General features: G+C 56.8%; 20 protein-coding genes and 1 tRNA gene. 5 read left to right on the top strand and 16 right to left on the bottom strand.

Annotated elements, in window-relative coordinates; genetic code table 11:
* Positions 1-267 precede the first annotated feature (267 nt).
* The 4 genes from tuf to rpsL all read right to left on the bottom strand — a co-directional run bounded on the left by tuf (position 268) and on the right by rpsL (position 4655).
* On the bottom strand, positions 268-1458 hold the full coding sequence (gene tuf, locus AAFM46_RS13975; protein WP_283530058.1) for an elongation factor Tu: 1191 nt from the start codon (positions 1456-1458) through the stop codon (positions 268-270).
* A gap of 162 nt (positions 1459-1620) precedes the next feature.
* Positions 1621-3735 (bottom strand): elongation factor G, encoded by a 2115-nt coding sequence (fusA, locus tag AAFM46_RS13980; protein ID WP_283530056.1) that lies wholly within the window; start codon positions 3733-3735, stop codon positions 1621-1623.
* Positions 3736-3808: 73 nt separating this feature from the next.
* Entirely contained in the window at positions 3809-4279 is a 471-nt protein-coding gene (gene rpsG / locus AAFM46_RS13985) for a 30S ribosomal protein S7 (RefSeq protein ID WP_038464713.1), read from the bottom strand.
* 1 nt (position 4280) lies between these two features.
* The gene (rpsL, locus tag AAFM46_RS13990) at positions 4281-4655 is read right to left on the bottom strand and encodes a 30S ribosomal protein S12 (protein ID WP_038464715.1); all 375 of its coding nucleotides are present in this window, start codon (positions 4653-4655) and stop codon (positions 4281-4283) included.
* A 438-nt stretch (positions 4656-5093) separates the two neighbouring features.
* Between rpsL and AAFM46_RS13995 the strand changes: the two genes are divergently transcribed.
* Entirely contained in the window at positions 5094-6086 is a 993-nt protein-coding gene (locus tag AAFM46_RS13995; protein ID WP_343318432.1) for a patatin-like phospholipase family protein, read from the top strand.
* A gap of 149 nt (positions 6087-6235) precedes the next feature.
* Here the strand turns inward: AAFM46_RS13995 and AAFM46_RS14000 are convergent, their stop codons facing one another.
* Together AAFM46_RS14000 and rpoB are read right to left on the bottom strand one after the other, a co-directional pair.
* On the bottom strand, positions 6236-10138 hold the full coding sequence (locus AAFM46_RS14000; RefSeq protein ID WP_343318433.1) for a DNA-directed RNA polymerase subunit beta': 3903 nt from the start codon (positions 10136-10138) through the stop codon (positions 6236-6238).
* Between the two features lie 104 nt (positions 10139-10242).
* On the bottom strand, positions 10243-13761 hold the full coding sequence (rpoB, locus tag AAFM46_RS14005) for a DNA-directed RNA polymerase subunit beta (protein ID WP_283530051.1): 3519 nt from the start codon (positions 13759-13761) through the stop codon (positions 10243-10245).
* Positions 13762-14245: 484 nt separating this feature from the next.
* Here rpoB and AAFM46_RS14010 point away from each other — a divergent pair, with 484 nt between their 5' ends.
* Positions 14246-15442 (top strand): acetyl-CoA C-acetyltransferase, encoded by a 1197-nt coding sequence (locus tag AAFM46_RS14010; protein ID WP_283530049.1) that lies wholly within the window; start codon positions 14246-14248, stop codon positions 15440-15442.
* Between the two features lie 121 nt (positions 15443-15563).
* Here AAFM46_RS14010 and rplL read toward each other — a convergent pair whose 3' ends face one another.
* The 8 genes from rplL to AAFM46_RS14050 all read right to left on the bottom strand — a co-directional run bounded on the left by rplL (position 15564) and on the right by AAFM46_RS14050 (position 21117).
* Positions 15564-15941, bottom strand: a complete 378-nt coding sequence (rplL, locus tag AAFM46_RS14015; RefSeq protein WP_283530047.1) for a 50S ribosomal protein L7/L12 — start codon at positions 15939-15941, stop codon at positions 15564-15566.
* Positions 15942-16098: 157 nt separating this feature from the next.
* The gene (gene rplJ / locus AAFM46_RS14020; RefSeq protein WP_343318434.1) at positions 16099-16716 is read right to left on the bottom strand and encodes a 50S ribosomal protein L10; all 618 of its coding nucleotides are present in this window, start codon (positions 16714-16716) and stop codon (positions 16099-16101) included.
* Positions 16717-17061: 345 nt separating this feature from the next.
* Positions 17062-18144, bottom strand: a complete 1083-nt coding sequence (locus tag AAFM46_RS14025; RefSeq protein ID WP_283530042.1) for a GNAT family N-acetyltransferase — start codon at positions 18142-18144, stop codon at positions 17062-17064.
* A gap of 164 nt (positions 18145-18308) precedes the next feature.
* Positions 18309-19016, bottom strand: coding sequence for a 50S ribosomal protein L1 (rplA, locus tag AAFM46_RS14030; protein ID WP_283530040.1), 708 nt, complete (start codon positions 19014-19016; stop codon positions 18309-18311).
* Between the two features lie 149 nt (positions 19017-19165).
* A complete protein-coding gene (gene rplK / locus AAFM46_RS14035) occupies positions 19166-19597 on the bottom strand; it encodes a 50S ribosomal protein L11 (protein ID WP_283530037.1) in 432 nt (143 codons plus the stop codon).
* 129 nt (positions 19598-19726) lie between these two features.
* On the bottom strand, positions 19727-20548 hold the full coding sequence (gene nusG / locus AAFM46_RS14040; protein WP_283530035.1) for a transcription termination/antitermination protein NusG: 822 nt from the start codon (positions 20546-20548) through the stop codon (positions 19727-19729).
* A gap of 88 nt (positions 20549-20636) precedes the next feature.
* Positions 20637-20927, bottom strand: coding sequence for a preprotein translocase subunit SecE (secE, locus tag AAFM46_RS14045; RefSeq protein WP_283530138.1), 291 nt, complete (start codon positions 20925-20927; stop codon positions 20637-20639).
* 117 nt (positions 20928-21044) lie between these two features.
* Positions 21045-21117: transfer RNA gene (locus tag AAFM46_RS14050), tRNA-Trp, on the bottom strand.
* Positions 21118-21402: 285 nt separating this feature from the next.
* On the opposite strand from AAFM46_RS14050, the gene AAFM46_RS14055 reads away from it, so the two are divergent.
* The gene (locus tag AAFM46_RS14055) at positions 21403-22626 is read left to right on the top strand and encodes a pyridoxal phosphate-dependent aminotransferase (RefSeq protein ID WP_283530033.1); all 1224 of its coding nucleotides are present in this window, start codon (positions 21403-21405) and stop codon (positions 22624-22626) included.
* Between the two features lie 98 nt (positions 22627-22724).
* Here AAFM46_RS14055 and AAFM46_RS14060 read toward each other — a convergent pair whose 3' ends face one another.
* Together AAFM46_RS14060 and AAFM46_RS14065 are read right to left on the bottom strand one after the other, a co-directional pair.
* The gene (locus AAFM46_RS14060; protein ID WP_283530031.1) at positions 22725-23381 is read right to left on the bottom strand and encodes a response regulator transcription factor; all 657 of its coding nucleotides are present in this window, start codon (positions 23379-23381) and stop codon (positions 22725-22727) included.
* Positions 23378-24667 carry an ATP-binding protein gene (locus AAFM46_RS14065; protein WP_283530029.1) on the bottom strand — a complete coding sequence of 430 codons (1290 nt, stop codon included), beginning with the start codon at positions 24665-24667 and terminating at the stop codon, positions 23378-23380. Before AAFM46_RS14065 ends, AAFM46_RS14060 begins: the two co-directional genes overlap by 4 nt.
* A gap of 113 nt (positions 24668-24780) precedes the next feature.
* Between AAFM46_RS14065 and AAFM46_RS14070 the strand changes: the two genes are divergently transcribed.
* Positions 24781-26124 carry a PspC domain-containing protein gene (locus AAFM46_RS14070; RefSeq protein ID WP_343318438.1) on the top strand — a complete coding sequence of 448 codons (1344 nt, stop codon included), beginning with the start codon at positions 24781-24783 and terminating at the stop codon, positions 26122-26124.
* A 98-nt stretch (positions 26125-26222) separates the two neighbouring features.
* Complete coding sequence (locus tag AAFM46_RS14075) at positions 26223-26453, top strand: hypothetical protein (RefSeq protein WP_283530025.1); 231 nt, start codon at positions 26223-26225, stop codon at positions 26451-26453.
* Positions 26454-26455 lie beyond the last annotated feature (2 nt).

Below are 26455 nucleotides of genomic sequence, written 5' to 3' on the forward strand. Positions count from 1 at the left end.
TGATGGCGAACTCCCAGTTTAGGCTACCAAGGACGCAGAAAAGCCATTTACTCCATCAAATAGCGATAATTACATTTTTCCTGTTTTTCACCACGTCAGAGCGGCCCAACTCATTAGTGTAGAAAGTGGTGTTGTTACGAAAGCTCCGATCCAGCCGATACAACAAGTCTGCGAGAATGCTCCCCTGCCCCGAACCTGCGCCAGAACGCAAAGAAGGGCCCCAGCCAAAGCTGGGACCCTTCTTCACAAAAACCAAATAGTCAAAAACTACTTGACGATTTTGGTGACACGACCTGAACCAACGGTACGGCCGCCTTCGCGAATAGCGAAGCCGAGGCCTTCTTCCATGGCGATCGGCTGAATCAGCACAACCGACATTTCGGTGTTGTCGCCAGGCATAACCATTTCCGTGCCCTCAGGCAAGGTGATGACGCCGGTAACATCCGTTGTACGGAAGTAGAACTGCGGGCGGTAGTTGGAGTAGAACGGGTTGTGACGCCCGCCCTCATCCTTGGCCAAAATGTAGACGTTGGCTTCGAAATCAGTGTGCGGGGTAATGGAACCCGGCTTCACGATAACCTGTCCACGCTCTACGTCTTCGCGCTTGATACCGCGAAGCAGCAGACCACAGTTCTCGCCGGCCCAAGCCTCGTCGAGCTGCTTGTGGAACATTTCAATACCGGTAACCGTGGTCTTCTGGACCGGACGGATTCCGACGATCTCAATTTCAGAGTTGATCTTGAGAGTTCCACGCTCGGCGCGGCCCGTAACAACGGTGCCACGGCCGGTGATGGTGAATACATCTTCAACCGGCATCAAGAACGGCTTGTCCTTGTCGCGGATGGGGTCCGGAACGTTGTTATCCACTGCATCCATCAAGTCCTCAACGGACTTGACCCATACGGGATCGCCTTCCAAAGCCTTCAAGCCGGAGACGCGCACAACAGGTGCCTCGTCGCCATCGAAGCCCTGTGAGGAGAGCAGTTCGCGAACTTCCATTTCGACCAAGTCGAGGAGTTCTTCATCGTCAACCATGTCCGACTTGTTCAGTGCGACCAGCAGGTAGGGAACGCCTACCTGGCGGGCCAACAGAACGTGCTCGCGAGTCTGGGCCATCGGGCCGTCAGTCGCAGCAACCACCAGGATAGCGCCGTCCATCTGCGCAGCACCGGTGATCATGTTCTTGATGTAGTCAGCGTGACCGGGAGCGTCTACGTGTGCGTAGTGGCGCTTTTCGGTCTGGTACTCAACGTGGGAGATGTTGATCGTGATTCCACGCTGCTTCTCCTCGGGAGCCGAGTCGATAGTAGCGAAATCACGCGCCTCGTTGAGATCGGGGTACTTATCAAAAAGTACCTTGGAAATGGCAGCCGTCAACGTGGTCTTACCATGGTCTACGTGACCGATGGTACCGATGTTAACGTGCGGCTTAGTCCGCTCGAACTTTGCCTTCGCCACGGGTTCCTCCTAGAACGTTTGCTGTTGACTTACTCTCAGCGACGCTATTCGTCACCGAAATCCTAAGTAAGTCTACTGGGGGCTTTTGATATTTAAGAAATTCTTGCTGCTTGGCGCCTGACCAAGTGTAGAACCTGCTACAGACGCCAAGCAAAAGTGCGACTACTCGCCGCGGGCCTTCTGGATGATTTCGTCGGCTACTGCCTTCGGAACCTCAGAGTAGCTGTCAAACTTCATCGAGTACACTGCGCGACCCTGGGTCTTAGACCGTAGATCGCCGATGTAACCGAACATGCCGGACAAGGGAACAAGAGCCTTGATGACCTTGACACCGCTTGCGTCCTCCATGGACTGCATCTGACCGCGACGGGAGTTGATGTCACCAATAACTTCACCCATGTATTCCTCAGGGGTGCGGACTTCAACTTCCATCAACGGTTCAAGCAGAACCGGGTTGGCCAACCGAGCGGCTTCCTTGAACGCCATACGACCGGCGATCTTGAAGGCCATTTCGGAGGAGTCAACATCGTGGGACGCGCCGTCAAGCAGCGTGGCCTGGATGCCAACCATCGGGTAACCTGCCAGCACGCCATCAGGCAATGCGGACTGAATTCCCTGGTCAACGCTGGGGATGTATTCGCGGGGAACACGGCCACCAGTGACCTTGTTCTGGAACGAGTACATTTCGCCATCGTGCGTATCCAGCGGCGCAATGGCAATCTGGATCTTGGCGAACTGACCTGAACCACCGGTCTGCTTCTTGTGCGTGTAGTCATGCTTGACCACAGCGCGCTTGATGGTTTCCCGGTAGGCAACCTGCGGCTTGCCAACGTTAGCTTCAACGTTGTATTCGCGGCGCATGCGGTCAACCAAAACATCCAAGTGAAGCTCGCCCATGCCGCCGATTTCGGTCTGGCCGGTGTCTTCATTGAGAAGGACGGTGAACGTCGGATCCTCAGCGGAGAGCTTCTGGATAGCCGTTGACAGCTTTTCCTGGTCACTCTTGGTCTTCGGTTCAATAGCAACGAAGATCACAGGATCAGGGAAAGTCATCGACTCAAGCACGATCGGATTTGCCGGATCACACAAGGTGTCACCAGTGGTGGTGTCCTTGAGGCCAATAACGGCGTAGATGTGACCTGCGTGGATTTCATCCACAGGCATTTCCTTGTTGGCGTGCATCTGGAACAACTTACCCAGACGCTCCTTCTTCTGCTTGGTGGAGTTCAACAGCTGTGTGCCGGAAGTTGCCTTGCCGGAGTACACGCGAATGAAGTTCAACTGGCCAAAGAACGGGTGAGCGGCAATCTTGAAAGACAGCGCCGAGAACGGTGAATCTTCGCTGGGCTCACGAGTGAACTCAACTTCTTCATTGCGCGGATCGTGACCAACCATGGCGCCAACATCCAACGGGTTCGGCAGGTAATCGATGACAGCATCGAGCATCGGCTGAACGCCGCGGTTCTTGAAGGCAGAGCCACAGAACACCGGGTAAATCTCAGAGTTCACGGTCAGCTTACGAATGCCAGCCTTGAGTTCCTCAACTGAAGGCTCGATGCCCTCGAGGTACTTCTCCATGAGCTCTTCGGAAGCCTCTGCAACCGCTTCAACAAGTGAAGCACGGTATTCTTCAGCCTTTTCCTGCAGATCCGCGGGGATCTCTTTGGTCTCGTAGTTGGCACCCATGGTGACATCACCCTTGGAGTCGCCAGCCCAAACGAAAGCCTTCATGGACAGCAGGTCAACAACGCCGATGAATTCACTCTCGGCACCGATGGGCAGCTGCATGATCAACGGTTTGGCACCCAAACGGTTGATGATGGTGTCCACTGTGTAGTAGAAATCAGCACCGAGTTTGTCCATCTTGTTGACAAAGCAAATACGCGGAACGTTGTACTTGTCAGCCTGACGCCAAACAGTCTCAGACTGAGGCTCAACGCCTTCCTTGCCGTCAAAAACAGCGACGGCACCGTCAAGCACTCGCAAAGAGCGCTCCACCTCTACCGTGAAGTCAACGTGGCCAGGTGTGTCAATGATGTTGATCTGGTTGTTGTCCCAGAAGCAGGTCACGGCGGCACTCGTGATGGTGATGCCGCGTTCCTTTTCCTGTTCCATCCAGTCAGTCGTCGAAGCACCATCGTGTGTTTCGCCGAGCTTGTGGTTCACACCCGTGTAGAACAGGATGCGCTCAGTTGTAGTGGTCTTGCCAGCATCAATATGCGCCATGATGCCAATGTTGCGGACCTTGTTAAGGTCTGTAAGCACGTCCTGTGCCACGGTTTCTCCCTTTTCTAGAGATGAGCGAGAAGAAAGCCGGCGGGGTCTCCGCCTGCCTCCTTCAAGGCTCTAGTTACCAGCGGTAGTGGGCGAAAGCCTTGTTGGACTCTGCCATCTTGTGGGTATCTTCGCGACGCTTGACAGCGGCACCAAGACCGTTTGAGGCATCCAGTACTTCGTTACGCAGACGCTCGGTCATGGTCTTCTCGCGGCGAGCCTTCGAGTAACCAACCAACCAGCGAAGTGCCAACGCGGTCTGACGACCGGGCTTGACTTCAACCGGAACCTGGTAGGTAGCGCCACCAACACGGCGAGACTTGACCTCAAGGCTCGGCTTGATGTTCTCCATGGCCTTCTTCAAGGCAACAACGGGATCAGCACCGGTCTTTTCACGAACACCCTCAAGTGCACCGTAAACGATGCGCTCTGCGGTGGACTTCTTGCCATCTACGAGAACCTTGTTGATCAACTGAGTGACCAAAGGGGAACCGTATACGGGATCTACTACTAGCGGCCGCTTGGGGGCCGGACCCTTGCGAGGCATATTACTTCTTCTCCATCTTTGCACCGTAGCGGCTGCGAGCCTGCTTGCGGTTCTTAACGCCCTGGGTATCCAATGCGCCACGGACGATCTTGTAACGAACGCCGGGAAGGTCCTTAACACGGCCTCCGCGAACAAGCACGATGGAGTGCTCCTGGAGGTTGTGGCCTACACCTGGGATGTAAGCAGTTACTTCCACGCCACCGTTAAGGCGTACACGTGCAACCTTACGGAGAGCCGAGTTCGGCTTCTTCGGGGTGGTTGTGTAAACGCGCGTGCATACGCCGCGACGCATGGGGCTGCCCTTAAGTGCGGGAGCCTTGGTCTTTGTGACCTTGGGTGTCCGGCCCTTTCGGACCAGCTGGTTAATCGTAGGCACTTTCGTGTTCTCCGTTGTTTTATCGTGTTGCTTGCCCCGCGGGCCACAATGATTGCGCCGATGAGGGTAAGCCTTTTACTGGTAGTCGCAGACTTGGCGACTTCACAGCGCCTAGGCATGCAAAAATGTGGCATTCGCTGTACAAGAACCGTACAACCCGGACCCGCATCCGCTTCCTACGCCTAAACGTTAGGAAAACGCACACTCTTATCCACTGCCACACTAACAATTACTATTTACATTACCACGGGTTATGCCATGCCCTCAAATCAAGGACATAAACGATCACACCCGGGCCGTTGACGGGACCTTGACAGCACGGGGTGCAGGCGCCAGTCTCGAAAGTACCCAGAAACCAGCACCCAGCACACGGCACACGGCACACGGCACACGGCAAGAAGTATTAGGCACATAGTGCCCTGTTCAAGGAGGCACGTAATGGCTGATGCAGATCTTGTGCTTGAAGGTGGCGGGGTTAAGAGTTCGGCGCTGGTGGGAGCTATTGCGGCAATGACCAGTTTTAGCGATCCTTATTCTTTCCACCGAATCGCTGGCGCTTCTGCCGGCGCCATCGTGGCTGGGCTGCTAGCGGCCGGACTGAGTGCGGCCCAAATCAAGAACGCCATGGACAGACTGGACTACACAAAGTTCATGGACCCCACCGGCTGCCTTTCCGGGTTGCCAATTGTGGGAGAAATTTCCGGGCTGCTGTTCCACCAGGGACTCTACGCCGGAGAGGTCCTCTACGAATGGCTCAAGGAAACCCTTGCCGCCCATGGCGTCCATACGTGGGCGGACCTAAAGGATAATGATCCGCAAAGCGCGTTGCCGGCATCGCAACGATACAAACTAGTGGTGATTGTCTCGGATATATCCCGGGGAATTATGCTCCGCCTGCCCTGGGACTATAGGGAACTACTGGGAGTGGATCCAGACACCGCCCCCGTAGCGGACGCCATCAGGGCATCTGCCTCCATCCCTTTTTTCTTCCGCCCCTGGACCTTGCCCACAGATCCGTCGGTTACCGGGCACAAGAATATTGTTTGCTCAGATGGTGGGCTACTCTCCAACTTCCCCATGTCGATCTTTGACAGAGATGACGGCGCACTCCCCCGTTGGCCAACAATTGGCATCAAGTTATCTGATACCAATACAGCCCGTACGCAGGACTGGAACCCCGAGCACAACAGCCTGGAACTGGCAAAATCACTACTGAGCACCATCATTGGGGCCGCGGATCGCAGCTATGTGAACGAGCCGCAGGCGTCCTCGCGGACAATCTTTATCAATACTTCCAATTACCGGGCCACCGATTTCAACCTCACACAGCAGGACAAGGACGCCATGTACGCCAGCGGATTAGCCAGCGGGGAGAGGTTTCTTGCACGCTGGGACTTCAAGAAGTGGCAGTCCGGAGACTACTCGATGTGATGGTGGGATAGCTTTGTTAAAGTACGACGGCGGTGACCCACCTTCACAGGTGAGTCACCGCCGTCGTACTTCACTTCTAACTGGGTCCGCAACCCCGAGGGGCCAACGCTTTGATCGCTAGCAATCAAAGCGTTGGCAGGAGCGCGGGATTAGCCTGAGAAGTTGGTGCCCAGGTCGTAATCATCCAAGGGAATCGCACGGAACTCGGCACCCAAGTCGCCGACGCCGCCCACATAGTCAAAGTCGCTGAACGCGCTGGGACCTGTGAACAGATTGGCCTTGGCTTCTTCCGTGGGCTCCACCGTAACGTCGGTGTAGCGCGGAAGACCCGTACCGGCGGGGATCAACTTACCAATGATCACGTTCTCCTTCAGGCCCAACAGTGGGTCTGATTTGCCTTCCATGGCCGCCTGCGTCAGAACGCGGGTGGTTTCCTGGAAGGACGCTGCGGAGAGCCATGATTCGGTAGCCAAGGAAGCCTTGGTGATACCCATCAGCTCGTTACGGCCCGATGCAGGCTTCTTGCCCTCGGACACTACGCGACGGTTTTCCGTCTCGAAGCGGCCGCGCTCGGCAAGCTCGCCCGGCAGCAGCTTCGAGTCGCCGGACTCGATGACTGTGACGCGGCGAAGCATCTGGCGGACAATAACCTCCACGTGCTTATCGTGGATGCCAACGCCCTGGCTGCGGTATACGCGCTGAACTTCCTCAACGAGGTGCTTCTGAGCGGCACGCGGGCCAAGGATACGCAGAACCTGCTTGGGGTCAACAGCACCCACAATGAGTTTCTGGCCAACCTCAACGTGCTCGCCGTCAGCAACCTGCAGGCGTGCTCGTCGCAGAACCGGGTAAGCGATTTCTTCGGTGCCGTCATCCGGTGTCAGGATCAAACGCATTGTCTTCTCGGACTCATCAATATTGATGCGACCGGCAGCTTCTGCGATCGGAGCGACACCCTTGGGGGTACGCGCTTCGAAGAGCTCCTGGATACGGGGCAGACCCTGGGTGATGTCCTCGCCACGGCTGGCAGAAACAGCACCACCAGTGTGGAAGGTACGCATGGTCAGCTGTGTGCCGGGCTCGCCAATGGACTGGGCAGCAATAATACCGACGGCTTCACCAATGTCCACGGTCTTACCCGTAGCCAAGGAACGGCCGTAGCAAAGTGCACAGGTACCAACGGTTGACTCACAGGTGAGTACTGAACGGACCTTGATCTCTTCAATGCCGGCTGCGAACAGCTTGTCAATGAGGACATCTCCGACGTCGGCGCCCGCAACAGCTAGAACCTGACCGTTAGAGTCCACAACCTCGGAAGCCAAGGTACGAGCGTAAACGCTGTTCTCAACTTCCTCGTGCAGCACAATCTCACCTGCGCCATCAACCACTGCGATCGGCAGGGTCAAACCGCGCTCGGTGCCACAGTCGTCTTCACGAACAATGACATCCTGTGAGACGTCAACGAGTCGACGGGTCAGGTAACCGGAGTTGGCTGTACGCAGAGCGGTATCGGCCAGACCCTTACGGGCACCGTGAGTAGCAATGAAGTACTCCAAAACCGACAGGCCCTCACGGTATGAGGACTTGATCGGGCGAGGGATAATTTCACCCTTCGGGTTGGCTACCAAGCCACGGATACCGGCAATCTGACGAACCTGCATCCAGTTACCACGAGCACCGGAAGAGACCATCCGGTTGATCGTGTTGGATGCGGCGAACGAGTCACGCATAACATCCGCGATCTCGTTGGTTGCCTGGTTCCAGATGTCAATGAGCTCCTGGCGGCGCTCATCATCAGCGATCAAACCCTTGTCATACTGGGCCTGGACCTTGGCGGCCTTGATCTCGTAGCTTTCCAAGATGGCGGGCTTTGCGGCGGGTACCTCAATGTCGGAGATGGCAACTGTAATACCTGAACGAGTTGCCCAGTAGAAACCGGCATCCTTCAAGTTATCCAGTGTTGCTGCCACAACCACCTTGGGGTAACGCTCGGCGAGATCGTTGACGATCTCGGAGAGCTGACCCTTGTCAGCAACAGACTCTACCCACGGGTAATCCGCAGGAAGCGTCTCATTGAAGATGACCTGGCCCAAGGAGGTTTCGATGAGGGCGGTGCCACCGGATTCGAAACCTTCCGGCCCCTTGCGCTCGGGACCGGGAACAAAGTTCTCCAAACGAATCTTGACCTGTGAGTTCAAGTGCAACTCATTGGCGTCGAAGGCCATAACGGCTTCAGCCGAGGTGGAGAACACACGGCCTTCACCGGCTGAACCCTCACGCTTGGTGGTCAAGTGGTACAAGCCGATGATCATATCCTGCGAAGGCAGGGTGACCGGGCGGCCGTCTGAAGGCTTCAGAATATTGTTCGAGGACAGCATCAAGATGCGCGCTTCAGCCTGTGCTTCAGGGCTCAGCGGCAGGTGAACTGCCATCTGGTCACCGTCGAAGTCAGCGTTGAAAGCACCACAAACCAGCGGGTGAAGCTGGATTGCCTTACCTTCGACAAGCTGCGGCTCGAACGCCTGGATGCCCAAACGGTGCAAGGTAGGTGCACGGTTCAGAAGTACCGGGTGCTCGGTGATGATCTCTTCGAGAACATCCCACACCTGGGGACGGAAACGTTCAACCATGCGCTTGGCGCTCTTGATGTTCTGCGCATGGTTAAGGTCAACCAGGCGCTTCATCACGAACGGCTTGAAGAGCTCCAACGCCATCTGCTTAGGCAGACCACACTGGTGCAGCTTCAGCTGCGGGCCAACAACAATAACCGAACGGCCCGAGTAGTCAACGCGCTTACCCAACAGGTTCTGACGGAATCGCCCCTGCTTGCCCTTGAGCATGTCAGAGAGCGACTTCAGCGGACGGTTGCCCGGTCCGGTGACAGGACGGCCACGACGACCGTTATCGAAGAGCGAATCAACAGCTTCCTGGAGCATACGCTTTTCGTTGTTGACGATGATTTCCGGAGCACCCAAATCAAGCAAACGCTTGAGACGGTTGTTGCGGTTGATCACTCGACGGTACAGATCGTTCAAGTCGGAGGTGGCGAAACGGCCACCATCGAGCTGAACCATGGGGCGCAGTTCCGGCGGGATCACCGGGACGGCATCCAGGACCATACCCAGCGGGCTGTTGTTGGTGGTCAAGAAAGCATTGACAACCTTCAAACGCTTCAGGGCACGGGTCTTACGCTGTCCCTTGCCATTTGCAATGATGTCGCGAAGGATCTCCGCTTCACCAGCCATGTCAAAGGTCTCAAGACGGCTCTTGATGGCTTCGGCACCCATGGCACCTTCGAAGAACATGCCGTAACGGTCACGCAATTCGCGGTACAGGGCCTCGTCACCTTCAAGATCGGCAACCTTCAGAGCCTTGAAGCGGTCCCACACCTGCTCGAGACGATCGATGTCAGCGTCAGCGCGCTTACGCACGTTGGCCATCTGACGGTCCGCAGAATCGCGAGCCTTCTTCTTATCGGCGGCCTTGGCGCCCTCACCTTCAAGGCGCTGCAATTCGCCTTCAAGGTCACGAGCGATCGTGGCGATGTCGTTATCGCGGGTATCCACCATGCGCTTCTTCTCCAGATCATGCTCAATCTGGAGGTTCGGCAGCTCTGCATGACGTGCTTCATCGTCAACGCTGGTGATCATGTATGCAGCGAAGTAAATGACCTTTTCAAGGTCCTTCGGTGCAAGGTCCAACAGGTAGCCCAAGCGCGAGGGAACGCCCTTGAAGTACCAGATGTGAGTAACGGGCGCAGCAAGCTCAATGTGGCCCATGCGCTCACGGCGTACCTTTGCGCGGGTGACTTCAACGCCACAACGCTCGCAGATAATGCCCTTGAAGCGCACACGCTTGTACTTGCCGCAGTAGCATTCCCAGTCGCGGGACGGGCCGAAGATCTTCTCACAGAAAAGACCGTCTTTTTCCGGCTTGAGCGTACGGTAATTGATAGTTTCCGGCTTCTTGACTTCGCCGTGGCTCCAGTCGCGGATATCTGCCGCGGTGGCCAGGCCAATCTGCATACTGCCGAAGGAGGATTCGCTGGACATATGGGTCCTGTTCTCTCTAATTCTCTAAAGTCTGAATGTCTAAGCGGGGTACGGGAGGAAGGGAAGGTTCTTTCGGCGGTGGGCTGGCCACCGCCGTCGTCCCCCTAAACTTCTTCGACAGAGTTAGGCTCGGCCCGTGACAGGTCGATGCCCAGCTCCTCCGCGGCCCGGAAGACTTCTTCATCCGAGTCACGCATCTCAATCGCGGCACCGTCGGTGGAAAGAACTTCCACGTTCAAGCACAGCGACTGCATTTCCTTGATCAGAACCTTGAAGGATTCCGGGATACCCGGCTCCGGGATGTTCTCACCCTTGACGATGGCTTCGTAAACTTTCACGCGGCCATGGATGTCATCGGACTTGATCGTCAGCAGTTCCTGCAGGGTGTATGCGGCACCATAAGCTTCCAGTGCCCAAACTTCCATCTCACCAAAGCGCTGTCCACCGAACTGGGCCTTACCACCCAATGGCTGCTGGGTGATCATGGAGTACGGACCCGTGGAGCGGGCGTGAATCTTGTCATCCACCAAGTGGTGGAGTTTCAAGATGTACATGTAACCCACCGAGACAGGGTCCGGGAACGGCTCACCGGAGCGGCCATCAAACAACATGGTCTTACCGGAGGAGTCGATCAGGCGGTCGCCATCACGAGTCAGGTTAGTGGAATCAAGCAGACCCGTGATTTCCGAGTCGCGTGCACCATCAAACACGGGTGTTGCCACACGAGTCTGACCAATTTCACGCGGCAGGTTCGGAAGGTCCTTGATCCAGTCCGGCTCGCCTTCAACCTTCCAACCCGTCTTGGCTACCCAACCGAGGTGGATTTCCAAAACCTGACCAACGTTCATACGTCCTGGAACACCCAAGGGGTTCAGCACAATGTCAACGGGGGTACCGTCAGCAAGGAAGGGCATATCTTCGATCGGGAGGATCTTGGAAATAACACCCTTGTTGCCGTGACGGCCGGCCAGCTTGTCACCGTCGGTGATCTTGCGCTTGTTGGCAACGTAGACGCGTACCAACTGGTTCACACCGGGAGGCAGGTCATCTTCGGAGTCGCGGTCAAAGACGCGAACGCCAATAACAGTTCCGGACTCGCCGTGGGGAACCTTCAAGGAAGTGTCGCGAACTTCGCGGCTCTTCTCACCAAAGATTGCACGCAGCAGGCGTTCTTCCGGGGTCAGCTCAGTTTCACCCTTAGGGGTGACCTTGCCCACCAGAACGTCTCCGGCCTCAACTTCTGCACCGATGTGGATGATGCCGCGCTCATCGAGACCGGCAAGGATTTCCTCGGAAACGTTCGGGATGTCCCGCGTAATTTCCTCGGCGCCAAGCTTGGTGTCGCGAGCATCGATCTCATGTTCTTCGATGTGGATTGAAGAAAGCACATCCTCTGCAACAATGCGCTGCGAAAGGATAATGGCATCCTCGTAGTTGTGGCCTTCCCAAGACATGAAGGCGACCAACAGGTTCTTACCCAAAGCAAGCTCGCCCAGATCCGTTGCCGGACCATCGGCAATGATGCCGCCAACTTCCAGACGCTGACCCTCTGAGGCCAACACGCGCTGATTGTAAGCCGTTCCCTGGTTGGAACGCTGGTACTTGGCGATGGGGTAACTGATCTCCGTGCCGTCATCGTTGAGCATGACAACAACATCTGCGGAGACTTCCGAAACCACACCGGCCTTCTTGGCAATGACAACGTCACCGGCATCAACTGCTGTGGCGCGCTCCATGCCGGTACCGACAAATGGGGCCTCGGAACGCACCAACGGCACGGCCTGACGCTGCATGTTCGCACCCATCAAGGCGCGGTTGGCGTCGTCGTGCTCCAAGAACGGAATCAAGGCAGTTGCCACAGACACCATCTGGCGCGGGGAAACGTCCATGTATTCAACGTCTGATGCTGCGATCAGAACAGGCTCCCCGCCGCCACCACGCTGACGGACCAATACTGAGTCCTCAACAAAGTGACTGTTCTCATCGAGGGGCGCGTTGGCCTGCGCGATGACAACATCCATCTCGTCGTCTGCTGTCAGGTAATCAACCTCGTCAGAGACAAAGCCATCCTTGACCCGACGATACGGTGTCTCAATGAAACCAAACGGGTTGATGCGTCCGTAGGATGCCAACGAACCGATCAGACCAATGTTGGGGCCTTCAGGAGTTTCAATCGGGCACATGCGGCCGTAGTGGGAGGGGTGAACGTCACGGACTTCCATGCCAGCACGGTCACGGGACAAACCACCGGGCCCAAGCGCAGAAAGACGACGCTTGTGCGTCAACCCGGCAAGCGGGTTGTTCTGGTCCATGAACTGCGAGAGCTGAGAGGTTCCGAAGAACTCCTTGATCGCTGCCACAACGGGGCGGATGTTGATCAGGGTCTGCGGCGTGATCGCTTCGACGTCCTGAGTAGTCATACGCTCGCGAACCACGCGCTCCATACGGGAGAGACCCGTGCGGATCTGGTTCTCAATGAGCTCGCCCACGGCGCGGATACGACGGTTACCGAAGTGATCAATGTCATCAACGTCAACACGCAAGTCAACCTCGGCACCGTCGCGGGTGCCCTTGGTTGTCTTGTTGCCGGCATGCAAAGCAACCAAGTACTTGATCATGGCGACAATGTCATCCACGCTCAGTACTGATGCTTTCTCATCGCTCAACGGCAGATCAATACCCAGTTTGCGGTTGATCTTGTAACGGCCAACCTTGGCCAGATCGTAGCGCTTGGGGTTGAAGTACAGGTTGTGCAGCAGCGCATCAGCGGCGTCTACTGTGGGCGGCTCGCCCGGACGCAGCTTGCGGTAGATGTCCAGCAGGGCATCTTCGCGACCGGTGGTGGCATCCTTTTCCAAGGTTGCGCGGATCGAGTCGAACTCGCCGAACTCTTCCAGGATCTGGCCTTCACTCCAGCCGAGGGCCTTGAGCAGAACTGTGACTGACTGCTTGCGCTTGCGGTCGAGACGGACGCCAACCTGGTCACGCTTGTCAATCTCCAGCTCGAACCATGCGCCACGCGAGGGGATGATCTTGGCGGTGAAGATTTCCTTGTCACTTGTCTTATCCGCTGTGCGCTCAAAGTAAGCGCCCGGGGAACGGACAAGCTGGGACACAACGACACGCTCGGTACCGTTAATGACGAAGGTGCCCTTGTTTGTCATCAAGGGGAAATCGCCCATGAAGACAGTCTGTTGCTTAATTTCACCGGTCAAGTTGTTCATGAACTCGGCCTTGACGTACAACGGCGCGGCGTATGTGGCGTCGCGGTCCTTGCACTCGTCAACGGTGAACTTGGGGTCAGAGAACTCCGGCTCCGTGAAGGACAGGGACATGGTGCCCTGGAAATCTTCAATGGGGGAGATTTCTTCGAAAATATCCGATAGGCCCGATGTGACGGCCACGCTGTCATCACCAGCATTCACGGCCGTTTGCATGCGGTCCTGCCAGCGCCCATTACCTACGAGCCAGTCAAAGCTCTCGGTTTGAAGGGCAAGCAGATTCGGCACGTCAAGCGGCTCATGAATCTTTGCGAATGAGAGGCGACTCTTTGCACCATCGGTGCTGTTTGAATCGATAGCGGTTGCAGCGTTATTTACATTAGAGGTGCTCGAGGCGACCAAGAGGGATCCTTCCACAGACCTGCAGGCTTGTTCTTACGAACCCTTACCCGTTTCACTTTTGGTCATCAAACCAAAAGAAACGCTGGTCAAGTAACCTTAGAAAAGCATTGCAAAAAACAGTTAAACTGCTCCTTGTTCAATGCTGTCCTTGGCTCTTGACCGAAACAAAGCCCACCGCTATATGAAGGCTGAAGGTTAAGAGGGACACGCAAAGATCTACTCTACAGGCAAACATGCACTCGTGTCTACCCCACGATCCTAAAAACTGCAAGTACCGATGTAAATGCGCCGTAGATCCTTAGTTTTCCGCCCCACTGTCTAGCTCTCGCTGCGGGTACGCACGTGCCCTGGCACTAAAATATTTCCTAAAGAGCCCCGTTCATCCGGATTCCATTGCTGAGGGCCGATGCTGTTAGGTTTTAGTCAGGATACGTAAGGTTCAACGAGGAACTGCACGGTACAACGTTCAAGGAGTATGGCAGCCATGACGGCACAAACGAATGATGTGGTAATTCTCGCAGGCGCCCGTACCCCCCAGGGGCGGCTCAACGGTCAGCTGGCGCCGTTTACCGCTGTTGAATTGGGTTCCAAGGCCATCGCAGCTGCAGTCTCGCGCTCCGGTATTGACGTTGAGGACATCAATTTCGTGATCATGGGCCAGGTGCTGCAGGCGGGTGCCGGACAAAACCCAGCCAGGCAAAGCTCTGTTGGTGCAGGAGTCGGCTGGAACGTACCCGCTGTGACAATCAACAAGGTGTGCCTGTCAGGACTGACGGCTGTGATTGACGCCGCACGTTTGATCCGTAGCGGCGAAGCAAGCGTCGTGGTGGCCGGCGGTCAGGAATCAATGACACGCGCCCCACACATGTTGCCCGGATCACGGCAGGGCTGGACGTACGGTGCCATTCAGGCTCTTGATGTAGCGGCGCATGACGGACTGACCGATGCTTTTGACGACGACTCAATGGGCTTGTCAACCGAGCGCGGCAATCTACGATTGAATATCTCCCGCACGGCCCAGGATGAAGTCGCGGCAGCCTCGCACCAGCGGGCAGCGGCGGCAGCAGAGTCAGGAATTTTTGACGCGGAGATTGTTCCACTCACGGTTCCACAGCGTAAGGGCGAACCTCTCATACTAAGTCACGATGAAGGCATCCGACCCCAGACAAGTGTAGATACGCTTGCCGGACTGCGTCCCGCCTTTACTGCTGACGGAGCCATCACGGCAGGTAACTCCTCCCCCTTGTCCGATGGCGCCAGCGCCCTTGTGCTTTGCTCCCGTAGCTACGCTGAGGAACACGGCCTGGCTTGGTTAGCCGTGGTGGGGGCACCCGGGCAAGTGGCCGGACCTGACAACTCGCTGCATTCCCAGCCTTCAAACGCCATATCTACCGCACTACAAACGGCTGGCTGGGATGTCAACGAACTCGACTTCATTGAAATCAATGAGGCATTTGGTTCCGTGGCTGTCCAATCGTTGCGAGACTTGGACCTGCCACTGGCGAAGTGCAACATCCATGGCGGCGCCATTGCCCTAGGGCACCCGATCGGGGCCTCAGGAGCCCGCTTGGCGCTCCATGCCGCCCTTGAACTCAGTCGTCGAGGCTCCGGTAAGGCAGCGGTTTCCCTGTGCGGCGGTGGCGGCCAGGGCGAGGCCCTGCTCTTATTCCGCGACGCCTAACAGCACCACCGCTGAAGTGCGTTTAGCTGAGCTGTGTTTACCTGAACACGGAGCCTGCGTCCAGAAATAAAAATGCCCCGCACCAACTGGTGCGGGGCATTTTTGTGAAGTGCTGAGGTGATTACTTGAGGGTAACCGTGGCGCCGGCAGCTTCGAGAGCTTCCTTGGCCTTCTCTGCAGCTTCCTTGGTGACGCCTTCCAGAACAGCCTTGGGAGCCGAATCAACGACCTCCTTGGCTTCCTTCAGACCCAATGAAGTGATGGAGCGAACTTCCTTGATAACAGCAATCTTCTTATCGCCGGCTGCTTCGAGGATGACATCGAATTCAGTCTGCTCTGCTTCTTCTTCGCCAGCGCCGCCGCCGGCGGGGCCTGCAACTGCAACAGCAGCAGCGGTAACTTCAAAGGTCTCTTCGAAGAGCTTGACGAACTCGGAGAGCTCGATGATGGTCAGTTCCTTGAAAGCTGCAATGAGCTCGTCGTTGGTGAGCTTAGCCATGGGTGGCGCTCCTTCTGTTTACTGGCCCAGTGCGGACCAAATCTAAAACCTAAGTCCTCGTGGAGTTAGGGAAAAACTAATGAGCCACTATTAGCTCAGGCGCCCGCATCTCCCGCGATGACACGTTAGCGGGCATCAAGGAGGAGCAGGCTGGGGGCTAAGCCTCGGTTGTCTGCGCTTCAGCAGCCGGAGCTTCTTCAGCAGCGGGCGCTTCAGCAGCCGGAGCTTCTTCAGCAGCGGGCGCTTCAGCAGCCGGAGCTTCTTCAGCGACAGGTGCTTCCTGCGCCGGAGCGCCATCTGCGAGCTTCAAACGCAAAGCTTCAAGCGTACGCGCAGCGGCAGCCATCGGAGCCTTGAGGATGCCGGCGACCTTAGCCAGCTGCAGTTCGCGAGACTCAAGGGCAGCCAGTGCCACGAGTCCAGCGGCGTCGAGAGCCTTGCCCTCGAAGAAGCCGGTCTTAATGACCAGCTGCTTGTTAACTTTTGCAAAATCCGTGAGGCTCTTTGCTGCAGCAACAGCGTCACCCTTGATGAAAGCAATGGCGGTGGGACCGCTGAGCTGACCCTCGAAAGCGTCTACACCAGCTTCCTTGGCCGCAATGGCTGTCAGGGTGTTCTTTACAACCGAGAACTTGGTGTCCTGGCCGAGAGAAACGCGCAGCTCCTTGAGCTGAGCTACTGTGAGCCCACGGTATTCGGTTAGGACTGCGGCAGTTGAATCATTGAAATCTTTTGTGATTTCTGCAACTGCAGCCACCTTAGTTGGCGTTGCCATAACCCTCCTTCCGGGAATTAGTGTCAGTCTTTCCAGCCCCTTCCATCGCCAGCAAGCTGGCAACGGACAAACAAAAACGCCCCGCACAGATGTACGGGGCGTTTTTCGCTGTGGATCAACGGACATTACTCCGGTTCAACACTGCTCATAAGCTTTGTGCACCTGCGTTGGCCGTCCATATGTAGGACTTTCGAATGTCAACCAACCCGTTTCCAACGCACTAGATGCATGCTGCATCGCGTGGCTGGGGGTGATTGCCATCGACCGACGGTCTTTGGTTACTTAAGATTAGCGCAGATATAGTACGGATTCCAAATCCGGTCCGCGCCGTCACACTCTCAAGTGTTACTGCATGTTGTTGAGGTCTTTGCGCCACTGTCCTGTTGCGCCGGCGTTGGCAAAACCCAACTGTGCATTAACTGAGAGTATCGAAGAATCCCCGGGGGAATTCCAGGTGTAGATGGTCTTGGTCGAAGGAAACTGCCGTGAGAGCATTTCCATGTTCGCCACCTTCATCGCCAATGCCACATCCTTTCCCTTGTGTGCTTTTTCTACAATCGTGTCATCCTGAAAAGCGACGTCGTTGCGGTGCCCCAGCAGTGAAATGGAAGTGAATCCCACCAGGCTTCCGGTTGCCAGACACTCTGCCGCACTAACCAATGTGCGCCGCTTAGTGGCGGAGGACAATTCCTCTGCCACCCGCATCTTTGCCACATCCAATTGAGCTTGGCCAGCGTCAACTGTGGGAGCAGGACCTTGCTCCAAACGAACGAACTCCTGTGCCCACTCTTCTGGACAGCGGTCCACCCACTGATGCACCGCGTACGAGGACTGGTGCGTGGCAACAGCTTTTTTGCGCAGTTCACTCACCAGTGCATGCGGTAGCGGCAACGGACAGACACTGAAGTCCTCAACCTGATCAAGATCGTAACCTGCGCTGTAGGCAAACCTGGCTTCCCTGCTGCTCAATGGCAAAGAAGCACCGCCATGGGTAGCAGGAATCGGATCCTTTGTGCCTTCACCGAGGGCAGCCGCCGGATGGTTTGTCTCCACCATGACGATCTTGCGGCTCTCTCCCCTCACAAACAGCTCAGCGGCCTCCAGTAACTTCCGGCCCAGACCGACGCCTTCGGCGGATGGGAGTACATCTAGGGTGACATGAGCCAAATCCGTGTTGTCTGCCAGTGGCATGGCTATGCCCACACGGCCAACGATCTCACTGGCGTTGCGGGCCACAAGAACCACGTACCACTCGTAAGGATCGTGACATTGGGCGAAGAGCTCCTCCGCCGTATATGCCAGTTCATCATTACCCCACGTGTGAACCCGAACTTGACGCGAAACTTCAACGGCCTGCAGGAAATCTGAGGCGGGCGCCCCGTCAAGTGATTCCGGAATCCGCAATTGCTCAATGGTCGTTTCTGTCATGACTTTTTCCCCGTATTTCTCATTCGTGCAGGGCGCCTCGGCACTGCTTCACCCGAGGGCGTCTCTTGCCACGGAAGTCTACCGACACCGTTGAACATACGAAAAAGAAAGGGGACTGACACAGTGAAACACTGTGTCAGTCCCCTTTCTACAAAGCTCAAGGACTAGTCCTCAATAACCACCTTGGTGGCCTGGGGATCCACGGGAATGCCAGGGCCGAAGGTCGTTGAGACAGTGGCCTTCTGCAAGTAACGGCCCTTGGAAGCTGAAGGCTTCAAACGAAGCACCTCTTCCAGAGCTGCTGCGTAGTTCTCGCCCAACTTTACGGCGTCGAAGGAAACCTTGCCGATGATGAAGTGCAGGTTGGAGTGCTTGTCGACGCGGAAGTCGATCTTTCCACCCTTGATGTCATTGACAGCCTTGGCGACGTCGTTGGTGACGGTACCTGTCTTGGGGTTAGGCATGAGGTTACGAGGCCCCAGAACCTTACCCAAACGGCCAACCTTACCCATGAGGTCAGGTGTGGCTACGGCTGCGTCGAAGTCGGTCCAGCCGCCCTGGATCTTTTCGATCAAGTCATCGGTGCCAACAAAGTCGGCGCCGGCTGCGATAGCAGCTTCGGCACGCTCACCTGTTGCGAAAACCAGAACGCGGGCAGTCTTACCGGTACCGTGAGGCAGGTTTACTGTGCCACGGATCATCTGGTCGGCCTTACGAGGGTCTACACCCAAACGGAAGGCAACCTCAACGGTGGCGTCGAACTTGGACGGGTTTGTTTCCTTGGCGAGCTTGATGGCGTCGAAGGGTGCGTATGTGTTGTCCACATCGATCTTCGCCTGAGCTGCCTCATATGCTTTACTGCGCTTTGCCATGCTGCGATTCTCCTTGTGCAGTTGTGGTCGTTAGGACCGCGCGGGCCCTGCCACTACGTCCGCCGCTACCCACCAAAGGTGAGCTGTACGGCGTCGTTCTTAATGTTTAGATGTGCCCAAACGGGCGTAAGGCGAAAGTCAAAAAAGACTTAGGCCTCGACGGTGATACCCATGGAACGAGCGGTACCGGCGATGATCTTCTCTGCACCTTCAACGCTTGTTGCGTTGAGGTCAACCATCTTCTGGGTGGCAATCTCGTTGACCTGTGCCTTGGTCAGCTGGGCAACCTTGACGGTGTGCGGGGTAGCTGAACCCTTGGCGACGCCTGCAGCCTTTTTGATGAGCTCTGCAGCCGGCGGGGTCTTGGTGATGAATGTGAATGAACGGTCTTCGTAAACCGTAATTTCAACGGGGACTACGTTTCCACGCTGGGATTCTGTTGCAGCGTTGTACGCCTTGCAGAATTCCATGATGTTGACGCCGTGCTGACCAAGCGCGGGTCCGATGGGCGGTGCCGGGTTAGCGGCGCCTGCCTGGATCTGCAGCTTGATAAGGCCGGTGACCTTCTTCTTGGGAGCCAATGTAGGGTCCTTCTCTCAATATCTTCCAAGGACGACGGAGCGCGTCCAAGGTGGGTGGCCGAATGGCGTCCGGCCGAACGTTTCCTTGAGGACTAAGCAAGTTCTAAAGGAAACGAAAATTGTGGGTAACTAGATCTTGGTGACCTGGTTGAATGCAAGCGTGACCGGTGTTTCACGCTCAAAGATCGAAACCAGCACAACAAGCTGCTGCGCTTCGGGTTTGATCTCGGAGATCGAAGCCGACAAGCCCTCGAAAGGACCGTCCTTGACGATGACTGCTTCGCCAACTTCAAAGTCAATGACGGCGTCAACGGGATCGTGACGCAACGGAACGCCGCTCTCTTCAGCCTGCTGCTCCTCAAAGATGGGAGCCAGCATGGAGAAAACTTCATCAAGACGCAGCGGGACGGGATTGTGAGCGTTACCAACGAATCCTGTGACTCCGGGAGTGTGGCGCACAACCCCCCACGAGGCATCTGTCAGTTCCATACGTACCAAAACGTAGCCCGGGATTCGTACGCGGCTAACAACTTTACGCTGGGCGTTCTTGATCTCCACGACTTCTTCCATGGGGACCTGAATTTCGAAGATGTAATCTTCCATGTTCAGCGACAGGCTGCGTGATTCAAGGTTGACCTTGACGCGGTTTTCATAACCGGCGTAGGAATGGATGACGTACCAATCGCCCTCTTGGCGGCGCAGTTTGGCCTTGAACTCTTCTGCCGGGTCAACTTCGGGCTCGGCGGCTTCATCAACGGTCTCTGCCGTTGATTCAGCGTCTTCCTCATCGCCAGCCACAGCGTCGGTGGCCACGGCGTCGGTTACCTCGGGGGCTTCGTCGGTTTCGACGTCGTCCGCGGGCGCAGAAAGGTCGGCACTGATGGCAGCATCAGCAACCACAGTGTCCTGGTCCTGCTCACTGTTTGTTGCCTCGGGCTCCAGCTCAGACACGAATTTCCTGCTTTCCTTGTGCGGTTCTTAAATGGCTCAAACCGACCCCATGCCAAAGTGTTCAGCGAGGTCGGCCACGGTGAGCGTCTTACTGCTCGATGTTTACGTTTCCACCAAAGATCCAGAGCACGGCCCTGCCGAAACCCAGATCCAGGACGGTAACAATACCCATCACGATTACCACGAATACCAACACAACAGCTGTCATGTTGATCAACTCTTTGCGAGTGGGAGTCACAACTTTCTTCAACTCGCCAATGACTTGGCGCATAAAGATAGCTATTCGGGCAAAAAATCCGGGCTTGCCGGGCTTTGTCGCCTTCTTGGCAGGGCCCTTGGAGCTGCTTGCCGCAGTTTCGGTCACCAGTGCCTCACTCATCATTTGTTGGAATGCCCGCAGACCCGTTGGTTCGGACCGTGCGATGTGCAAATCATTCGCCCAGACACGGTGCTTTACTACACAACTTCCATGTAATAAAGCTTTCGTGCCTATGCGCAGGGCAGACAGGACTCGAACCTGCAACCTGCGGTTTTGGAGACCGCTGCGCTACCAATTGCGCCACTACCCTTTGGAAACCACCCACAAGCGACCGAAGTCTCAAGCGGTTGAAGATCCTTACTTGATGCTAAGAACCATGAATAATCTACAGTCTTAAAGTCGTGCTTCCAAAACAGAGCTGGAGACCGACTTCAAGGCGTGAACCATCATCGTGCTTGAACACCGGTTACCCATTCTACGCATCCTTATGGGCGTACGTCGAACCGGACACAGTAGGCGCATAAAACCGTATGCGCCTAAAGTGGGTCATGACGAAGTTTAGATTTTGAAGCTCCCTGCCAAAGAAAGAATCCTGATGTCTGCCGAACTGACAGCCGAGCAAGCCTCCGGGCGCCGTATTTCCGCAAGGATCGCCGCCATTGCCGAATCCGCCACACTGGCTGTGGACGCCAAAGCCAAGGCCTTGAAGGCCGCCGGGCGTCCCGTCATTGGCTTTGGAGCTGGTGAGCCTGATTTCCCCACCCCTGATTACATTGTTGAGGCAGCCATTGCCGCAGCCCGCCAACCGAAGTTCCATCGCTACTCCCCTGCGGCTGGACTGCCGGAGCTGCGTAGCGCCATTGCTGCTAAGACGTTGCGGGATTCAAACTATGAAGTTGACCCCGCCCAGGTCGTTGTCACCAACGGTGGCAAACAAGCTGTGTACGAGTCCTTTGCGACTCTTCTGGATCCGGGCGATGAAGTTATAGTTCCCTCCCCGTTCTGGACTACTTATCCAGAGGCCATCCGCTTGGCTGGCGGTGTTCCGGTTGAGGTTTTTGCTGGCCCCGAGCAGGGTTACCTTGTGAGCATCGAGCAGTTGGAAGCCGCTCTGACGCCCCGCACTAAGGTGCTGCTGTTTGTTTCCCCTTCCAACCCCACAGGCGCTGTGTACTCCCCCGAACAAACGCGTGAAATTGGTTTGTGGGCCGCATCGAAAGGGCTTTGGGTCATCACGGATGAAATCTATGAGCACCTGACCTACGACGGTGTGCCCTTCACCTCCATTGCCACGGCAGTCCCTGAACTGGGTGACCGTGTGGTGATACTCAATGGTGTGGCTAAAACTTATGCCATGACAGGGTGGCGCGTAGGCTGGATGATCGCGCCCCTTGATGTTGCCAAAGCGGCCACCAACATGCAGTCCCACGCCACCTCGAATGTGGCTAATGTGTCCCAGATGGCCGCTCTCGCCGCAGTTTCGGGCCCGCTGACGGCCGTGGATGAGATGAAGGTAGCCTTTGACCGCCGCCGCAAGGCCATGGTTGCCGGGCTGAATGCGATTGACGGCGTGAAGTGCCCCACCCCACATGGCGCTTTCTACGCCTACGCCGACGTTCGCGGTCTGCTGGGCCGTGAAATTGGTGGAATCCGCCCCGCAACCTCCGCCGAGCTGGCCACGTTGATCCTGGACAAAGTTGAAGTTGCAGTAGTTCCGGGCGAGGCGTTTGGGCCCAGCGGCTTCCTGCGCCTCTCCTATGCCTTGGGCGACGACGACCTGGCAGTCGGCATTGCACGTTTGCAGGAGTTCTTGGGCTAATCCCGCCTTCTTCTGCGCACGGTTTGACGCGAATAGTGCGCCACAGGCATTGTGGCGCACTATTCGCGAGCAATGGTGCGGGGAAGTGGCGGTTGAGGCTACAGGAGCCGCCGGTCTGCGGCCCAACGCGTTAATTCGTGGCGTGAAGACAGCTGCAACTTACGCAGAACTGCCGAAACGTGAGTTTCCACTGTCTTGATCGCAATAAACAGCGCCTTCGCCACTTCCTTGTACGAATAGCCGCGCGCAATCAGCCGCATGACCTCAAGTTCGCGGGCCGAGAGCCTATCCAACTCATCCTCTACCGCTACCTCGGCCGTACCAAAGGCATCCAGCACAAAACCGGCCAGCCTGGGTGAAAATACTGCGTCTCCGCCTGCCACACGACGAACTGCGTCCGAGATCGCTTCCCCGGAGATTGACTTCGTAACATAGCCACGTGCCCCGGCCCGGATCACCGAAACAACATCTTCGGCCGAGTCGGAGACACTTAAGGCCAAAAATTTCGTTGTTGCCAGCAAAGACGCACACCCTGCGATGACTTCCCGCCCGCCTTGTCCCCGCCCGCCTGGCAGGTGTACGTCAAGGAGGACCACGTCGGGTTGCTGTGTATTCACGGCAGCAATGGCTTCTTCAACTGTGGCTGCTTCTGCCACAACCGCTATGTCTTGGGCAAGATCGGCCTTGAGCCCGGACCGGAAAATGGCGTGATCATCCACGATCACTACCCGGACGGGTGTTGGAAGCAATGTCATTTAGTGTCCTCGGTGACGGGTGTTCCGATGGGCAGGTGCAGTCGCACCTCGGTGCCCTCAGCTGAACTAATGATCTCAGCCGTACCACCGTTGCGTTGCATCCGCCCGACGACGGACTCCCGGACTCCCAGCCTGTCTGACGGTACGGCACTGATATCAAAGCCGGGGCCGCGGTCCTTAATAAAAACATCCACACCTCTTACCCCGGCTTCAACATAAACCGAAACAGTTGTTCCACCGTGCCGCACACCATTCAGCACGGCCTCACGCACGGCTTGGACAAGCGCGTTCCCATGTTCGGTCAGCTCAGCATCCCCCACGGCGACCACTTCAACGGCCTGCCCGTAGAGGTCTTCCGCTTCAGCACAAACTGCTTTAACCCGCTCGACGAGGGCACCTGAACTGTGCGCATTGTCCTGATAGATCCACTCCCGCAATTCACGTTCTTGAGCCCGGGCCAGCCGGGTCACATCAGCGGCGGAATGGGCTCTCTTTTGGATCAAAGCCAGGGTTTGCAGGACAGAGTCGTGGAGGTGCGCGGCGATTTCAGCCCGTTCGGTTTCCCGGATGCGCCCGGCCCTTTCGTTTTGGAACTCCCTCCAGAACTTCAGCGCCCACGGGGCAAGGACGAGCCCCACACCGGCAAGCACAGCGAGTGAGGCCACCACGGAGGACCACACCAGCTGCCAGGAACCCGATCCTGCCACAATGACAATTACACCGGCAATGACAAGGACAATGCCACCACCTAAACGCAGCAAAGCCATGGGGGTGTCCATTTTTGCGGCGTTGAGCAGCCCCACCCGTCTGGTGTTATCCAGTTGCATCCAGGCCAAAACAGCGCCCAGGGCAATGATGAGCAATGGAATCAAGGTTCCCAGCTGCAGGTTCCACCCTGCCTGTTGACCGAAGACGGCAAGGGCGGCGATAACAAGTCCGCCGCCAATGAGCACGTCTTTGAAACCAAGCGCAAATTTTTGGCGTTCGCTATTGCTGTTCCCGCTTTGCTTTTCCCCCATCGTTGACGGTTCCGGGGCGGGACGGAACAGTTTTAGCCGGGGATTGCCGTCCCGATCAAGCAAGGGGCTTTCCGCCTCTGCCTGATCGCCGGCCATGGGCACCAAAAGCCATAGCCATACATAAAACACCAACCCGGCACCAAAGAAAAAGCTTGTGCCAATCAAGATGACGCGTAGAAGCCGCACCTTGATGCCAAGGTGCTCGGCCAGTCCACCGCAGACCCCGGCGATGATTCGCTCTTGGGAGCGGTACATCTTTGCGCTCATGGTTCAATCCAAGCACGCCCCGGCCTGCACCTAAGACTATTGAGGGCTCATTCAGGGTTCTTTCAGGGTGAGCCCCGATGTTCAGAGCCCTATCATTTAGAGACCATTGAACTATGAACATTCCACAGGACACCCCAGAGCAGAACACACCAGAGCAGAACACGCCAGAACCGCCGCCGCTTCCCACCCCCGAGCCAGCCAGTTCGGCAAAGTTTTTCCAGTGGCTGCGTGGTTTAGGTGTGCAGCGTGGCAGCAACCGTTGGGTAGGCGGGGTGTGCAGCGGCCTGGCCAATAAATGGGGCATCGATCCCGTCATAGTGCGCGGCTTGACGGTTGTCCTGACGCTCTTTTTTGGCGTAGGTCTGTTGGCTTACGGTGTTGCCTGGGCCTTGTTGCCCGAACCCGACGGCCGCATCCACGTTGAGCAGGTGAGCCGTGGTCACTGGTCAACAGGGATGACAGGGGCGGCTCTGCTCACGGTCTTAGGTTTCGCTGGTCCCGGTCAGGGTTTCCTCTTCGACGGCTATGACTCCTGGTTCCCGTGGCCGTTGTTCTGGATTGCCGCAGTCGCCGGTGTTATCTATTGGGCGGTGAACCGTCACAAGCCCACGGAGACCAAGTCCCCATATCCCTTGCCTGGTCAGCATCCCTTGCCTGGTCAGCAAAATACCGGAGTCAGAAGCCAGCCTTACCAGAGCGCCCCGTACTTCCCAGCTGCAGCGCCCGGTTCCTTCGCAGCCCCACAACAGCAGTACGCGCCCCAGCAACCCGTCACCTTCGATCCACGGATGTACGTTAAGCACCCGGTAAAGACCACACCGCACCTCGGCGCTGCGGCGACTCTTTTGTCTCTGGGCCTGGCGGTGGTGGTTGGCTCCATAGTGCTGATCTTGAATGCCACCAACATCATAGATCTCAACGGCTACCAGGTGGCCACAGCAGCCGCAGCCGCCGCCATAACAGCGGGCCTGGCCATCGTAGGGGCCGGCGCCATGGGCCGCACAGCAGGCGGCGTGGGCTCCTTCGCCATCGTGATGCTAGTGCTTGCCAGCTTGCTGAGCATCCCCCCTCATTCAGGGGAATTCACAGCCCTGAATAACGTGAGCTGGTCACCAACCAGCATTGAGGCCGCGGAAGCTGGACAGACTGTGGTGTTGGGTAATTCAACCATTGACCTTACCCGGCTCGACGGCGCAGCGTCCCTAAGCAGCGATGTCCTGATTCCGCTAGAGACCGCCGCCGCACGGATCACCATCAAGGTTCCCACCAGCGTGCCCGTGACTATCAAGAGCGAATTGGTTGCGGCTTCACTGTCAATTGACGGCATGAACGACGGCGCCACCCTGACACAGGACCTGAGCACCGAAGTTAACCCGGGCGTCACAGGCAATGGGCTCGTCATCACCCTTCAGGGTGTGGCCAGCAACATCAAGGTGATTCCGGTGGTCGGCCAATGATAACTCCGGGCGCCACCACCCTCCCAGCTACTACAAACCCAGCCGCTACAAACCCAGCCGCCGCGAACATGGCACCCCCTAACACAACGGAGCACATCATGGAAAATCCCACAGATCATCTGGATACACCTGGTGACCCGGCCCGGCACCCGGTGCGGGTGGGCACCCTGGTGTGGGGCGCCGTCGTCCTTGTCCTGGGAACCCTCATCATCCTCACCAGGCAAGCTGGCATCTTTTTAGACGCTGGGCAAACATCAATGTGGCTGCTGCTGGGGGCCGGTGTGGCCATGGTTGCCGGTGGCTCGGTGAAGCTTCTGCGCAAGAAATAGCT

The sequence above is a fragment of the Arthrobacter sp. TMP15 genome, from assembly GCF_039529835.1.
GTDB lineage: Bacteria > Actinomycetota > Actinomycetes > Actinomycetales > Micrococcaceae > Specibacter.